Annotated in this window: 16 protein-coding genes; 5 read left to right on the forward strand and 11 right to left on the reverse strand. The window is 69.6% G+C overall.

What is annotated here, in order from left to right:
• Positions 1–76: 76 nt before the first annotated feature.
• Positions 77–496 carry a 30S ribosomal protein S6e gene (locus tag ABDZ36_RS04395; protein WP_211313044.1) on the reverse strand — a complete coding sequence of 140 codons (420 nt, stop codon included), beginning with the start codon at positions 494–496 and terminating at the stop codon, positions 77–79.
• A gap of 100 nt (positions 497–596) precedes the next feature.
• Between ABDZ36_RS04395 and ABDZ36_RS04400 the strand changes: the two genes are divergently transcribed.
• Complete coding sequence (locus ABDZ36_RS04400) at positions 597–1,277, forward strand: DUF5806 family protein (RefSeq protein WP_211313043.1); 681 nt, start codon at positions 597–599, stop codon at positions 1,275–1,277.
• 3 nt (positions 1,278–1,280) lie between these two features.
• On the opposite strand, the gene ABDZ36_RS04405 is transcribed toward ABDZ36_RS04400, so the two are convergent.
• Positions 1,281–2,099 carry a YihY/virulence factor BrkB family protein gene (locus ABDZ36_RS04405; protein WP_211313042.1) on the reverse strand — a complete coding sequence of 273 codons (819 nt, stop codon included), beginning with the start codon at positions 2,097–2,099 and terminating at the stop codon, positions 1,281–1,283.
• A gap of 73 nt (positions 2,100–2,172) precedes the next feature.
• Positions 2,173–3,507, reverse strand: coding sequence for a dihydroorotase (locus tag ABDZ36_RS04410; RefSeq protein WP_211313041.1), 1,335 nt, complete (start codon positions 3,505–3,507; stop codon positions 2,173–2,175).
• 114 nt (positions 3,508–3,621) lie between these two features.
• Here ABDZ36_RS04410 and ABDZ36_RS04415 point away from each other — a divergent pair, with 114 nt between their 5' ends.
• The gene (locus tag ABDZ36_RS04415) at positions 3,622–4,086 is read left to right on the forward strand and encodes a phosphate-starvation-inducible PsiE family protein (RefSeq protein ID WP_211313040.1); all 465 of its coding nucleotides are present in this window, start codon (positions 3,622–3,624) and stop codon (positions 4,084–4,086) included.
• Here the strand turns inward: ABDZ36_RS04415 and ABDZ36_RS04420 are convergent.
• The 6 genes from ABDZ36_RS04420 to ABDZ36_RS04445 all read right to left on the reverse strand — a co-directional run bounded on the left by ABDZ36_RS04420 (position 4,083) and on the right by ABDZ36_RS04445 (position 9,209).
• Positions 4,083–4,649 carry a cysteine hydrolase family protein gene (locus ABDZ36_RS04420; RefSeq protein ID WP_211313039.1) on the reverse strand — a complete coding sequence of 189 codons (567 nt, stop codon included), beginning with the start codon at positions 4,647–4,649 and terminating at the stop codon, positions 4,083–4,085. The two genes, ABDZ36_RS04415 and ABDZ36_RS04420, sit on opposite strands and share 4 nt — an antisense overlap.
• 25 nt (positions 4,650–4,674) lie before the next feature.
• A complete protein-coding gene (locus ABDZ36_RS04425) occupies positions 4,675–5,700 on the reverse strand; it encodes a zinc-binding dehydrogenase (protein ID WP_211313038.1) in 1,026 nt (341 codons plus the stop codon).
• Positions 5,701–5,814: 114 nt separating this feature from the next.
• Positions 5,815–6,804 (reverse strand): beta-ribofuranosylaminobenzene 5'-phosphate synthase family protein, encoded by a 990-nt coding sequence (locus tag ABDZ36_RS04430; protein WP_211313037.1) that lies wholly within the window; start codon positions 6,802–6,804, stop codon positions 5,815–5,817.
• Positions 6,797–7,375, reverse strand: a complete 579-nt coding sequence (locus tag ABDZ36_RS04435; protein ID WP_211313036.1) for a DUF447 domain-containing protein — start codon at positions 7,373–7,375, stop codon at positions 6,797–6,799. Before ABDZ36_RS04435 ends, ABDZ36_RS04430 begins: the two co-directional genes overlap by 8 nt.
• Positions 7,372–8,214 carry a triphosphoribosyl-dephospho-CoA synthase gene (locus ABDZ36_RS04440; RefSeq protein ID WP_211313035.1) on the reverse strand — a complete coding sequence of 281 codons (843 nt, stop codon included), beginning with the start codon at positions 8,212–8,214 and terminating at the stop codon, positions 7,372–7,374. The genes ABDZ36_RS04435 and ABDZ36_RS04440 overlap by 4 nt, the downstream gene beginning before the upstream one ends.
• The gene (locus ABDZ36_RS04445; RefSeq protein WP_211313034.1) at positions 8,211–9,209 is read right to left on the reverse strand and encodes a 5,10-methylenetetrahydromethanopterin reductase; all 999 of its coding nucleotides are present in this window, start codon (positions 9,207–9,209) and stop codon (positions 8,211–8,213) included. The genes ABDZ36_RS04440 and ABDZ36_RS04445 overlap by 4 nt, the downstream gene beginning before the upstream one ends.
• A gap of 170 nt (positions 9,210–9,379) precedes the next feature.
• Here ABDZ36_RS04445 and ABDZ36_RS04450 point away from each other — a divergent pair, with 170 nt between their 5' ends.
• The 3 genes from ABDZ36_RS04450 to ABDZ36_RS04460 are packed head-to-tail and all read left to right on the forward strand — an operon-like array spanning position 9,380 to position 12,092.
• Positions 9,380–10,363, forward strand: coding sequence for a 5-methyltetrahydropteroyltriglutamate--homocysteine methyltransferase (locus ABDZ36_RS04450; protein WP_211313033.1), 984 nt, complete (start codon positions 9,380–9,382; stop codon positions 10,361–10,363).
• Complete coding sequence (locus ABDZ36_RS04455) at positions 10,360–11,415, forward strand: methionine synthase (protein ID WP_211313032.1); 1,056 nt, start codon at positions 10,360–10,362, stop codon at positions 11,413–11,415. The genes ABDZ36_RS04450 and ABDZ36_RS04455 overlap by 4 nt, the downstream gene beginning before the upstream one ends.
• 47 nt (positions 11,416–11,462) lie before the next feature.
• Positions 11,463–12,092 carry a hypothetical protein gene (locus ABDZ36_RS04460; protein WP_211313031.1) on the forward strand — a complete coding sequence of 210 codons (630 nt, stop codon included), beginning with the start codon at positions 11,463–11,465 and terminating at the stop codon, positions 12,090–12,092.
• A gap of 41 nt (positions 12,093–12,133) precedes the next feature.
• Here the strand turns inward: ABDZ36_RS04460 and hisB are convergent, their stop codons facing one another.
• Both hisB and ABDZ36_RS04470 read right to left on the reverse strand, forming a co-directional pair.
• Positions 12,134–12,721, reverse strand: coding sequence for an imidazoleglycerol-phosphate dehydratase HisB (hisB, locus tag ABDZ36_RS04465; RefSeq protein ID WP_211313030.1), 588 nt, complete (start codon positions 12,719–12,721; stop codon positions 12,134–12,136).
• 41 nt (positions 12,722–12,762) lie between these two features.
• Positions 12,763–13,800, reverse strand: coding sequence for an A24 family peptidase (locus tag ABDZ36_RS04470; protein WP_211313029.1), 1,038 nt, complete (start codon positions 13,798–13,800; stop codon positions 12,763–12,765).
• Positions 13,801–13,807: the final 7 nt, after the last annotated feature.

A 13,807-nucleotide genomic window follows, 5' to 3' on the forward strand; every position in this document is an offset into this window, starting at 1 on the left:
ATCTTGGCCTCTTTCTCGGCGAACTACAGCGATAGGAGTTGTGGGTAAGAGACAGGACGTTAGTCGTGGAAGGCTATCACTCGTCGGCTTCGTCGTCCGCGGCCTCTTCCTCCTCGTCGCCGAGGACGGATGCGACGGACTCGTCACCGCTCTCCGTGACCTTCGCGTTGATCTGGACGGTGGCGTCGGAGACCTCGCTCCCGCGGATGCTGATACGACGGCGCTCGCCGTCGCGCTCGGGGTTGTAGCCGACGCTCTCGTTTTTGACGAGGACGCTCTCAACATCGGGCCCGGAGACGTCGCCGCGCATCGGACGGCCGGCCTCGTCGGAGCCGCCGGTGATCTCGAGCGTGCAGCCGGTCAGTCCAACGGCGTCGCCGTCGACCTCGTCGCCGATATTCCGACCGATGAAGCGATTCGCGTCCTGTCCCTCGACTTCGACGGGGTACGCCGTCCCCTCCGCGGGGTCGGCGACCACGACGTTGAACGTAGCCATACGCGTATTCGCGGCTGCGCGACCTAAAAGCGCGTCGAAACCCCGGAGCGGCCGCGAGGGCCGGCGACATGCTTTTGGCCGTTTCTCGGGTAGGGCAGGTATGACTGAGCAGGGCGACGTCGGTGGGGCCGATGCGGGCGGGGACGACGCGGTGAACGCCGAGATCGCGGACGACGAACCGATAGATGGTGAGACGGCCGACAGTAGTACGACGGATGACGACCTGACGAACGACGACCCGACGCCCGGCGTGCCTGACGACGTCCAAAAGTACGATCGGTTCAAGAAGGTCGACGGCGCGCAGTACGAGCGCGTCAACGACTTCCTCCGCGAGCGGACGTACATCACGGCCCGCGAGTGGGCGATCGCGCGCCTCTGTGCGGACTTCCGCACGGAGACGGGCGTCGAGATGACGAAGATCGGTAAGAACCTCCCCGAACTCGTCCCGTTCATGACGGACACGTACACGCCACAGGCGGTCAATCAGGCCCGCGCGGCGTTCGAGGAGAAAGTGACGAAAGCGGGTGCGACGTTCCTCTACGGCGCGATGAGTGACTTCTTCACGGCCGACGAGCTCGACGACCTGATGTACGAATCGACGGAGGTGGCGAAGTTCCTCCTCGAAGTCGAGGGCGTCGAACTCTCCGTCGAGGAGGAACTGGACGCCGAGGACCGCATCTCGGACGTCATGCGCGACGTTCGTGAGGCCAGCGATGAACTGCGCCACTCCGAGGCGACGTGTCCGAACTGCGGCCACGAGATGAGCGAGGCCGACGACTGACCGTCAGTCGTCGTCGCCAACCGCGTCCTCCCCTTTGACGAGCCGCCCGCCGAGGACGGCGTTCACGACCGCGCCGACGAGCACCAGGAGCGCGGCGACGTAGAGCCATGTGAGCAACAGCATGACGCCGCCGAGGACGCCGTAGGCCTGACTGTCACCGGCGTAGGCGACGTAGGCGCGGAAGACCGCGCCGAAGGCCAGCCACCCGGTCGCGGCGACGAACGCACCCGGAACGACCTCGCGCGGTGTTACCGCCGTGTCCGGGAGGACGTAGTAGAGCGGCAGGAACGCCACCGTTAGCCCGACGAGCAGGAAGACGGGACCCAGCAGGTCGAGTAGGAGGCGATCGACGACGAGCGCGAGCGCCGCCCCGACGCCCACGAGGCCGACGGCAGCGACCGCGAGACAGCCGATCGCGACGAGGCCGTCCCGGATCGCGTCGACGAAGCCGGCGTCGTTCTCACCGTAGACGACCGCGAACGCGGTGTTCAGCCCGCGGAAGACCTTGAGCGCGCTCCATGCGAGCAGGCCGACGCCGAGCAGCGACGTGCCGAACGCGCCGGTCCGGTTCGTCAGCGCTCCGCGCAAGAGGTCGGCGGCGTTCGGTGAGAGGAACCCCTGGAGGGCGGCGACGACGGCGTCCGCGGCAGCCGGCCCGCGCAGCGCGGCCGTGATCGCGAAGACGAGCACGAGCAGCGGGACGAGCGAGACGAACGCCGCGTACGCGATCGCGCCCGCGACGAACGGGAGGTTACGCTCGCGGACGACCGCGATCGTCTCCAGCGCCGCCGTGCGGAGGGCGGCCGGCGTCGAATCGGGCATACCGATCCGTCGGGCGGCCGGCGGTTGAACGTTCGGGCTCCAGAACGCCGTTTCGCCGTTCCGCGACCGTCCGTTACGGTGAGCGCTCGCGGACGTTTTTCCCGTTCGGCTCCCCGAACACCCCGTCGGGGGCGTCCCACACCCGCTCGCCGCGGCGCATCGTCCAGACGGGGAAGACGCCCTCGAAGCCGGCGAACGGCGTCCACCCGCATTTCGAGTGGAGGTCGTCGCCGTCGACCGTCGCGACCTCGGTGGTATCGTAGAGCGCGAGGTCGGCGTCGTACCCCGGCGCGATCCGGCCCTTCCCGTCGAGGCCGAACAGCTCGGCGGGGTTGCGCGCCGTCACGTCCCGGACGCGCTCGGTCGTGAGGTCCGTGTGGCGTGTCGCCCCGAGGAGGAGCGGCACCATCGTCTCGACGCCCGGCACGCCGGAGGGCGCGTTCCAGATGTCCGCGTCCTTCTCGGCGCGCGTGTGGGGGGCGTGGTCGGTGGCGACGATGTCGAGCGTCCCGTCGACGAGGCGATCGAACAGCTCGGCGCGGCGGTTCTCGCTTCTGAGCGGCGGGTTCATCCGCCCGAACGTCCCGAGGTCGTCGTAGTCGTCGCGCGAGAGGAGGAGGTGGTGTGGCGTCGCCTCGCAGGTGAGACCGGCGTCGGCGGCGATGTCGACTGCCTCGGGCGTCGAGGTGTGCGCGAGGTGGACTTGCGCATCGGTGTCGGCGGCGACGTCCGCGGTCCGCTCGGCGGCGACGATCTCGGCCTCCGCACGCCGGTAGGCGCTCCACGCGTCGGCGTCCTCGCGTGCCGTCGCCTCCGCTCGCGGGTCGTCGTCCTCCTCGTTCGCGTTCTCCGTGCTGCGCGGCAGCACGCTCTCGTCGAACAGCGTCGCGTCCTCCGCGTGGACGGTGACGGGCACGCCCGCGTCGGCGGCGCGTTCGACCGCGTCCGCGAACAGGTCGGCACCGATCCCCATCTCGCCCGTCGAATCGGCCAAAAAGACCTCGCCGAGCGCGAACAGCGGCCGCTCGAACAGCGTTTCGGGCTCCCAGTCCTCGGTGACGCCGCCGTTGATGCCGTAGTCGACGAGCGAGTCAGCGGCGAACTCCTCTTTTCCGTCGTAGGCGTCGCCCGTCGTGGTCGGCGGGTCGGTGTTCGGCTGGTCGACGACGGTCGTGACGCCGCCCGCCGCGGCCGAGCGGCTCCCGGTCGCCCACGTCTCCTTCTGACTCGCGCCGGGTTGGCGGAAGTGGACGTGGGCGTCGATCGCGCCGGGCAGGAGGAGTCGTTCGTCGGCGTCGATGGACACCGTCCCGTCGAGGCCGACGCCGACCGCGTCGATCTGCTCGCCGTCGAGGCGGACGTCGCGGACCCGGCCGTCCGCGAGTGTCGCGTCGCGTATCACGCGCATACCGGGGCGTCGGCGCTCGCGCGCCTAAAGCTGACGGGACGCTCGCGGTCCGCGCGCTCGGCTCTCGCCCTCGAGCGTGACGCTTTATCCGTCTCCGGGCCAACGATCCGCGTGATGGACGCGTCGAACACGCCCGACATCGAGGACTTCGTGGACATCTCCGAGCGGCTGATGCGCTATCTCGAAGTCGTCGCTGCCTTCGTGCTCGTCGGGCTCTTTGCGGTCGGCGTCTTCGACTTCCTCCTCCAGATCGTCACGCTCGTCCGCACGGGCGCGATCACCGATACGTCCGCGATCGTCGGGCTGATCGACGAGATCCTCCTCCTCTTCATCATCGTCGAGATCTTCCAGACGGTCGTCGCGTACGCCCAAGAGCAGAGCGTCATCCGTATCGTCATCGCTGCGGGGCTCATCGCCGTCGCGCGGAAGATCATCAGCTTCCACTCGGGCGACTACGGCACGCCGACGGAGGCGACGATCGCGGCCGCGGGATACGCCCTCCTCTTGCTCTCGCTCGTCGCTGCCCTCTACGCCGTTGGACGCGCGAACGTCACGACGCCGCCCGACCAGGACGTCTAGAACGTCAGCGCCTCGCGCGTCGTCGTCTCGCCGAACAGCCACGCGGCGTGCTCGGTCGCGTACTTCCTGTGTTCCTCCTCGATGTACCCCAGCGCGTCCTCAACAATCACCGTCCCGTAATCCCGGAGGCCGGCGCTCGCGGCCGTGTGAAGCACGCAGACGTTCGCAAGCGTCCCACAGAAGACGAGGTCGTCGATCCCGTGGGCGTCGAGATGCCCCTCAAGCCCCGTCTCGTGGAACGCGTCGTATGTGTGTTTCTCGACGACGTGATCGGCGTCGGGGAGTTCTTCGACTATCTCGGCGTCCCACGACCCCTCAATGGCGTGCTCGCCCCAGCGCGCGAACTCGTCGTACGCGTGGTTCCCCTCGAACTGGCCCTCGGGGTGGACGTCGCGGGTGTAGAGCACGCTCGCGCCGGCGTCGCGGGCGCGCTCGACGAGGTCGACGCAGGGGGCGATCGCCTCCTCGCTCGGGGGCGCGTAGAGGCTGCCCTCAGGGTGGCAAAAGCCGTTCTGCATGTCGACGACGATCAGCGCGGTGCGGTCGGGGTCGAACGTGGGCATACGGGTGTCCGCGGGCGCGAAGCGCTTAGTCCTTGACCCGGATCGCGATCTTGCCGACGTGGTCGCCGGATTCGAGACGACGGTGGGCCTCGTTTACCTCTTCGAGCCCGTAGTCGGTGTCGTCGAGGTGCGGAACCACGTCGCCCTGATCGACGAGCGTGGCGACGCGATCGAGGATCTCGCCGTGGCGCAGGCGGCCGGCGTGGTCGTCGTGGATGAGGGGCAGGAGCATGAAGACGGTGTCGACGCTCAGCCCCTTCGAGTGGACGGGGTCGAGGTCCGCCTCGCCGCGCGAGACGGTGGTGACGACGCGCCCCTTCACGCCCGCCGCGGCGAAGTCGTTTCCGAGGTTGTCCGCGCCCGCACCGACCGTGTCGAAGACGACCTCGAAGCCCTCGCCGTCCGTGTACGCAGCGACGTACTCCTCGACGTCACGCCGATAGTCGAAGGCGTGGTCTGCCCCGAGGTCCTCGGCGAGCGCGCGCTTCTCGTCCGTCGAGGCGGTTGCGTGAACGACGCCGCCTTCGAGGCTCGCGAGTTGGACGCCGATGTGGCCGACGCCACCGGTCCCGCCGTGGACGAGGACGGATTCGCCCGGCGAGACGTCCGCGCGCGTCACGAGGCCGTCCCACGCGGTGATGGACACGAGCGGGAGCGCGGCGGCCTCGCGCATCGTGAGCGACTCGGGCTTGTGCGCGAGCGTCGCGGCGTCGGCGGCCGCGTACTCGGCGAGCGCGCCGGTAGTGCCCGCGATACCGCCCGGACAGCCGTACACCTCGTCGCCGACGGCGAACTCGTCGACGCCGTCGCCGACCTGCACCACTTCGCCAGCGAGGTCGCCGTGCAGGACGGCGGGGGAGTCGGGACAGAGGTCGCTCGCGAACCCGCTGCGGATCTTCGTGTCCACGGGGTTGACGCTCGTCGCCGCCACCTCGACGAGCACCTCGTTCGCGTCGACCTCGGGGACGTTGAGGGTGGCGGCCTCGAAAACGTCGGGGTCGCCGTGCTCACGGAGCACCTGTGCGTCCATCGTCTCGGGGATCTCGGGCATATCCCGTTCTCCGCGCGCCGTGCGCAAAAACGTCAGCGTGCCGGCCGCGCTCGCGCCTATCGCCGGCGCTGTTCGGTCGTGGCCGAGTCGAGCGGGCCGACAGCCCTCGCGTTCTCACTCGTGGTAGGTGAGAGAGTCGCGATTCCGCGGGGCGACGACCCGGATCTCACCGGCGACACCGGCACTGTCGAGCGCTCGCTCGCCGGCGGCGCGCGCCGCGTCCGCTTCCTCGATGGTTGTGATGCCGTACGCGACCGGCCCCCAGGAGGACTGGCCGGCCCCGGTGATCGCGTCGTCCGCCAGCAGGGTGTCGACGAGCGTGTCGACGGGTGCGCGGTAGACACCGTCCTGTTCGTCGGCGTACCACGTCCCGTTGAGTCGCCCGATCTCTGTCACGGCGTCGCCGAACGCCGCCTCGTCGCCCGCTTCGATCGCCGGGAGGACACGACGCGTGACGAGGCCGGCGATCCGATCCGAGACGTCCGGGTCGGCGTCGCCGATCGCCGCGCGCATACTCTTTTGCTCCGTGTCGCCACAGCGACCGGGGTCGGCCGCCGGAACGACGAGCACGAACCGCCACGCCGGCGGGATGGTGTGGCGGGTGACGACTGGCGGGACCGTCCACGTCCCGTCCTCCCCGTCCGTCGCCGTCCCCGTGGGTGTGCCGCAGGCCGGCGTCGGGCGGCCGGCGTCGAGGACGAAGCCACCGTTCTCGATAGCCGCGACGCCGATGCCGCTCCGGCGACCGCGGCCGAGGGCGGGCGCACACTCCCGGATGCACGGTTGCGCGTCGTACGCGCGGGCGATGGCCGCGGTCATCGTGAGTACGGTCGCGGTTCCGCTCCCGAGACCGACGTGCCGGGGGAGCGACTCGTTCAGCTCGACGCGCGCGCCGGGGACGCCGAGGTGGTCGACCATCCGCCGCACGTCTTCCTCGAACGCGCGCGGACAGTCGATCGTCTCCGCCGCCGTCGCCGTGACCGACACGCGGGGTGCGGCGAGCGCGACGCCGAGACTCCCGTACAACCGATCGTGCTCGGGCGAGAGGTTCAGGAACCCCATGTGGAGTCGCGCGCCCGTGGAGACGGAGACGCGCTCACCCATCGGATCGCGCCCCCTCGACGTGCTCGTGCACGCGATCGATGGCGTCGTGCTCCGCCGGGCCGCCACACCGGCGCGCGACCGCAGTCGCGTGGTCCAGACGACGCCGGAGGACGTCGTCGTCGTAGGCCTCGACACCGATCCGTGACGCCGCGACCGTCGCCTCGACGACGGCCGCGAATCCGCGGTTCGTGAGCGGGACGCGCTCCTCGTCGACCGCGACGGCCGTAGGGTGGAGTGCCCACGACGCCCACGGCGTCCCGTCGCGCTTCCCCGCCTCGCGGCGCTCCACGTCGACGCGAACTCGTGCATCGGCGCTCGGGAGCGCCGGCTCGTCGGTTTCGTGCACGCCGAGTGCGGCCTCGACGAAGAGGCGCGCGTCCCGGGTGAAGTGGACGTATCCGACGCCCGTCCGCTCAAAATTGCGGCGCGTCCGCGTGTGGCCCCAGGTCTCCGCGGTGACGACGTCGCCCGCGTGAAGCCCGAGCGCCGCCGCGTTCCACCGCCCGTTCGGTCCCTCCGTGGTGATGATGCTCTCCGTCACGCCGCGCAGCGGAACCGGCCAATCGGTCATACGCGGACCCCGCGGGAGAGTGCGACGAACACCGCCGCGGTGGTGATGTCGGCGGTCGTTCCCGGATTGATCCCCTCGTCGACGAGCTCGTCGGCCCACGCGTCGATCGTCGCGCGGTCCGCGTCTTCGAGTGCCGCAGCGCGCTCGCGCACGCGCTCGGCGACGGCGCTCCCATGTCGGGCGGCGACGTGTCCGTCGGGAGCCTCCGCGAGCAGGCCGAGGAAGGTTCGGGCGATTCGCTCGGGGAGCGCCGCCGTTCCCGCACACAGCGAGGCTGCGGCATCGAACGTCCGCTCGAACCCGCTGGCCCACTCGTCGGCGACGCCGTCGGTCGGCGCGCCGGCCGTCACGACCGCCGAGAGGGTGAGCCCCCGTGATCGGACGGCCGGGATCGCGTCGGCTCCCCGCCGAACGTCGAGGTCGGCGAGCTCCGCCGGGGGGTCGGCGACGCCGACGTCGGTGTGGTCGAACGCCCGGTAGAACTGGACGGCGTCGTCCACGGTCGTCGCCTCGGTGACGTCCGTGGCGGCCGCACGCGTCACCTCGTCGGCGCTCGCGGCTGCGCGGACGAGCGGCGTGAGGAGGAGGAGCGCGCCGAACTGGGTGTTGTCCCGCGCCCGCTCGGCCATGCCGGCGACGGCGGTCTCGAACGCCTCACCGACCGGCGCGCCCGCGGCGGCAGCGTCGAGGCCGGGACGGGCACCGACGGCACCGGCGAGGAACTGCTCGAAGCGGAGGTCGTGGTGGTCGCGCTCGCGATCGACGTTTCCCGGCTTCGGGGCGGCGGCCACCTCGAGGAGGAGCGCGAGCTGGGCGTCCCCGGCGACGCCGCGCGTCACGGCGCACGCACCCGCTCGAACACGGTGCCCAGATGGTCGATGGCGCTCGCCCGGTCCGGTCCGAGTGGTGCGGCGGCGACGACGCCATCGACGTATTCGAGGATATTGCGGAGTCGGGCTTCGACGTCCGGCGGATCGCCGGCGATGCAAAAGGCGTCGATCATCGCCGGCGACACGGTCTCGAATGCGTCATCGAACGCGCCGCGACCGAGTGCGTCGCCGATGGCGGCCGCCCTGTCGGGGTCGATCCCGTGGCGATCGAGGATGGGACGCGGCGCGCCGGCGGTGACGAATGCGACGGGCGGGCGGGCGGCGCGGCGTGCCTCGGCAGCGTCGTCGGCGATGCTGACGCTCGCGAACGCGACGGTGTCGAAGGACCCGCGCTCCGGAGACCGGTCGGCGAGACCGAGGTCGATCCGGTCCACCGCGGCCGCGAGGTCGTCTGGATGCGCGGCGTTCACGAGCACGCCGTCGGCGTACGTCGCGGCCATGCGGAGCATATCGGGTCCCTGTGCACCGACGTAGATCGGCGTCGAGCCGGCGTCGTAGTCGAGAGCCGCGTCGACCGCCCGAAACGTGCCGTCGTGATCGACGCGCTCGCCGTCCCAGAGCGCCCGTGCGACGCGTATGGTCTCCAGAACGCGGCGAAGGGGTCGGTCGTGCTTGATCCCGAGATCGGCGAGCGTCGAAGCGTCGCCGGCACCGAGTCCGAAGAGCGTACGGCCGCCGCTCCGTTCCGCGAGAGTCGCTATCCGTGAAGCTAGGGCCACTGGATGCGTCTCGTACGGGTTGACGATTCCGGGACCGAGGCGGATTGACTCCGTCGCGGCCGCCACCCGCGAGAGCGCCACGAAGGGGTCGCGGTTGTTGTAGTGCGCGGAGACGAAGACGCGGTCGAACCCGGATCGCTCCGCCGTGGCCGCGAGCGAACCGACGGAGTCGGCCGGGACGTCCGGTGTGAGCTCCACCCCGGCCGTTCGGAGCGAGCGGCTCATTTGCGCGCCCCCGCCTGCGTCCGTGGTTCGGTGACCCCGGAGACCGTTTTTGCGTCCCCGCGCGTCCCGTGTCGGTTCATACCCTCCGGTAACCCGGCCGAGACACAAATAACTAGTGGGAATAGGCAACGGGGGAATTATTATCAATCAGCATCGCGTCGAGGATGTGTATGGAGCAATCCGCGACGACGGTCGGTCTGTTCCCGCTTCCGGACGGTCAGCGGGAGCGACTCGCCGAGCTGAAGGGACACCAGAAATCCGACCTCATCGACGGCGACGAGAAGCCGGCGGTACGGGAGGCGTACTCGGCGACCCGAAACCACTACATCGACCGTCAGCGCGACGCCGGCCTCGACCGGATCGTCGAAGGCCAGGGGCGGTGGGACGACCTGCTCGCCCATCCGCTCTGCATCCACGAAAACGTCCGGACGGGCGGGATCGTCCGCTACTACGACAACAACAACTTCTATCGGGAGCCGATCGTGACCGGCGAGCTGACGCCGAGCGGGGACGTGCCGGCCGAGCTGGCGGCCGCGTCGGAGCGCTGTGACGACCTCCAGGCGGTGCTTCCGGGGCCGTATTCGCTCGCCGGCCTCGCGAGTGACGAGCATTACGGCTCGTTCGCGGCATTGCTTGATGGGGTCGCGGGCTTCCTCGCGGGCGAGGTCGCCGCGTTCCCCGACGCCGTCGAGACGCTCACCCTTCTCGAACCGGGACTCGCCACGGATCCCCCGGACGCAGCGGCGCACGAACGGATCAGCGAAGCTATCGACACCATCGCGGCCGCGAGCGATGCGGAGGTGATCGTCCACACGTACTGGGGAATGGCTGGCGAGGACCTGTATCGACACCTCCTCGACACCGGCGCGGATGGGCTCGGCTACGACCTCGTCGCGGCCCCGGACGCCGCGGGCGACCTCGTTGCGGAGTACGGCGCACCACCGCGTGTCCTCCTCGGTGTCGTCGACGGCCAGAACACGCTCATTGAAGGGCGTGAGACAATCCGCGAACGGGTACGGCGATTCGAGGAGCGTGCCGCGACCGATGTCAAGGCCGCGTATCTGACGCCGAACACGGGGCTGTTCCATCTGCCGGTGAGCAAGTTCGAAGCGAAACTGGATGCGCTCGCCGCGGCCGCGGGGGGTGCACAATGACGGGCCGCGAGCGCTTCCGGCCCGCCGACCACCCGAACGACCACTTCCTCCTCACCACCGTCGTCGGCTCGTATCCGAAGCCGACGTGGCTGAATCGGGCGCGCGACCTGCGCGACGACGACTCCTCCGACTTCGACGCCGACGCGTGGGACGAAGCCGTTCGCGACGCGAGTCGCGCTATCACGCACGAGCACGAACACACCGGCCTCGACGTCGTCTGCGACGGCGAGATGCGCCGCGAGGAGATGGTGGAGTTCTTCGCCGAGCGTATCGAGGGGTACGAGTTCAACGGCCCGGTGAAGGTCTGGGGACACAACTACTTCGACAAACCGAGCGTCGTCTCCGAGGTCGCTTACGACGAACCGTGGCTCCTCGATGAGTACGAGTTCAGTACCGATGTCGCACAGCGCCCGGTCAAGGTGCCGATCACCGGCCCCTACACCCTCGCGTCGTGGAGCTTCGACGAGGAATACGGAAGCGAGGAGACGCTCGCCTACGAGCTCGCTGACCTCGTCAACGAGGAGCTCTCGCGCCTCGTCGCGGCCGGCGCTCGCTACATCCAGATCGACGAGCCCGCGCTCGCGACGACGCCCGACGACCACGCCATCGTCGGCGAGTGCCTCGAACGTATCGTCGCTGATCTCCCCGACGACGTTCGTGTCGGCCTCCACGTCTGCTACGGCGACTACTCGCGGATCTATCCCGAGATCAACGACTACCCGATTGACGAGTTCGACGTCGAACTCGCCAACGACGACTACGAGCAGATCGATGTCTTCGCCGACGGGGCGTTCGAACCCGACCTCGCGCTCGGCGTCGTCGACGTCCACACGACCGACGTTGAATCCGTCGCCGAGATCGAGGCGAACATCCGCGAGGGACTGAAAGTCGTCCCGCCGGAGCGACTCACGATCAGCCCCGATTGTGGCGTCAAACTCCTGCCGCGCAACGTTGCCCGCGAGAAGATCGAGAACATGGTTCGCGCCGCCCGAAACGTCGAGGCCGACCTCGACGCCGGCGAGATCGATCCCGACGGCGCTCGGGACGCGTGATCGCGCTCGGCGCAACCAACTAAGTCCCTCGCGGCCGACGCACCGGTATGCGCGAACTCGACCGCTGTGATTTCTGCGAGGACCCGGCCGACGGCGTCTACGAGGTTGTCCCCGACACGGCCCCGAGCGGCGCGCGCCGTCTCGTCCTCTGCGCGGCCTGTCGCGACACCCTCGCGGGCGTCGTCGACCCGCTGCTCGATGCGCTTGACGCGGACGGTACGGACGCTGGGGATCATGCCCACTCGCCCGCGGTCACCGTCGAACCCGCAGTTCCCAACGTCGAACTCGACGACGAAACCGACGGCGGAGACGACCGTGAGGCCGGCGACGCGGCGGACGTCGATAGCGACGCCACCGCATCAGTCGCTGATAATACTGACGAGGCCGACGCCGCTGACGAGGCCGACGCCGCTGACGAGGCCGACGCCGCTGACGATGCTGACGCCGCTGACGAGGTCGACGAGACCGACACTGGCCCCGCGTCGGACCGTCCGCGCGGCTACGCCCAACTCGTCCGCCTCCTCCGCAATCGTCCGGACGCGATGACGCGCACCGACCTCGCCGAACTCGCGTCGGGCGCGTACGACCTCTCGCCTGCGGAGGTGAAGACCGCCGTTGACGCCGCCGTCGAGAACGGACATTTGGAGGAGACCGCACAGGGCTTGCGGACGCCCTGAAACCGGCGTTCATCTCTGGGGCGCTCGCAGTCGGCGTCCCGCTACAGTTCGCCCTTCGTGCTCGGCGTGTCACTCCGGCGCTCGTCGATCCGCGTCGCGTCGTCGAGCGCGCGGGCGTTCGCCTTGAACAGCGCCTCGACCTCGTGGTGGGCGTTTTCGCCCCTGATCGAACAGTGGAGTGTGAGGCCGGCGTGCTCGGCGAACGACTGGAAGAAGTGCGCGGCCATGACGCTGGTGAACTCGCCGATGCGCTCCTGGCTGAACGCGCCCTCGAACTCGTAGTAGGGCCGACCCGAAACGTCGAGGACGACGCTCCCCACGGCCTCGTCGAGGGGCACTTTCCGGTCGGCGTAGCGGACGATCCCGCGCTTATCGCCGAGGGCGTTCTGTACCGCCTCGCCGAGGACGATGGCGACGTCCTCGACGGTGTGGTGGTCGTCGATGTGGAGGTCGCCGTCACAGCGCACCGTGAGGTCGAAGAGCCCGTGTTTCGCGAACGATTCGAGCATGTGATCGAAGAAGCCGATGCCCGTTTCGACCGTGCTCTCGCCGTCGCCGTCGAGGTCGACGGTGACGTCGATGTCGGTCTCGGCGGTCGAGCGGGACGCCGCACCCGTGCGCGTGCTCATACCGTCGCTTCTCGCGCGTCGCTCAAGGCCGTTGCGCTCGCCTACACCAACCCGAACGCGCCGAGGACGGCGAAGAGGATGTCGCCGTAGGTGAACGCGACGATCAGGCCGAGACAGAGCGTGACGAAGAATGGCGTCCCAGGGGTGATCCAGACTGCCTCGCGCTCGGTGACGACATCGAGGCCCTCGCGGAGCGACGCGGGTGACGTTCCATACGCCGAGCCCTCGATGTCGTCGAGGAACGCCGCCGCCCCCCACGGGTCGTCGTGGTTTCCCTCTCGATCGGTGTCGACGCTGGCACGGCCCGTGTCGATCGTGTCGTCGGCGCTCGTCGTCGTCCCGCCGTCCGTCCGCACGTCGCCGTCGCCTTTCGTCACCATGCCGTCAGTCGGGTCGTTCGGCTCCGCGGGGAGCGTCGCGGGGTCGCGCAGTTCCGGGTCGTCGCGGAGGTCGGCGAGCGTGACGCCGCGCCAGCGACAGTACATCCGGAGGGCGTCGAGGTCGAGGCCGCCGGTGAAATGCGTCCCCTCGCGGTCCTCCAGGAGGCTGCCGTGCTCGACGGGGAGGCGTTCGACTGGCACTCGCTTGCCGACGGCCATCACGGACGCGACCTCGCCGCGCGCGGCGTTCGAGCAGAGCAGGTAGAGCGGGTAGGCCATCCCCAAAATGAGGGCGTTCGTGAGGACGGTGAGCGCGAAGACGCGGATCGTCGTGGGGACGTGCGGGAGGACGAACCCGTCGAAGTAGTACGTCGGGTAGGTCGGAAGGAGGACGCTGATGGTGACGAGTGCCTTCGCGTCCGCGCCGCCGAAGCCGACGGGGACGACGTAGAAGAACACGCCGAGGCCGCCGACGATGAGGAGGCTGACGACCGTCCGAAGCGCGAACGCACGGAGCGTGAACGCGTTGGGTGCGTGGAGGGCGTTCCACCCCTCGATCGCGAGGCAGACGACGCCGAGCACCAACAGCGGCGGCCACAGCAGGTCGGGGACGCGACGCGTTTCGATGTCCCGGTACGCCCCATACGCGAAGGCGGGGACGGCAAGCAGGCGGAGCAGGTCGGGGACGGTCGCGTACACGACCACA

Origin of the sequence: Halarchaeum salinum (genome assembly GCF_039520965.1) — an archaeon.
GTDB lineage: Archaea > Halobacteriota > Halobacteria > Halobacteriales > Halobacteriaceae > Halarchaeum > Halarchaeum salinum.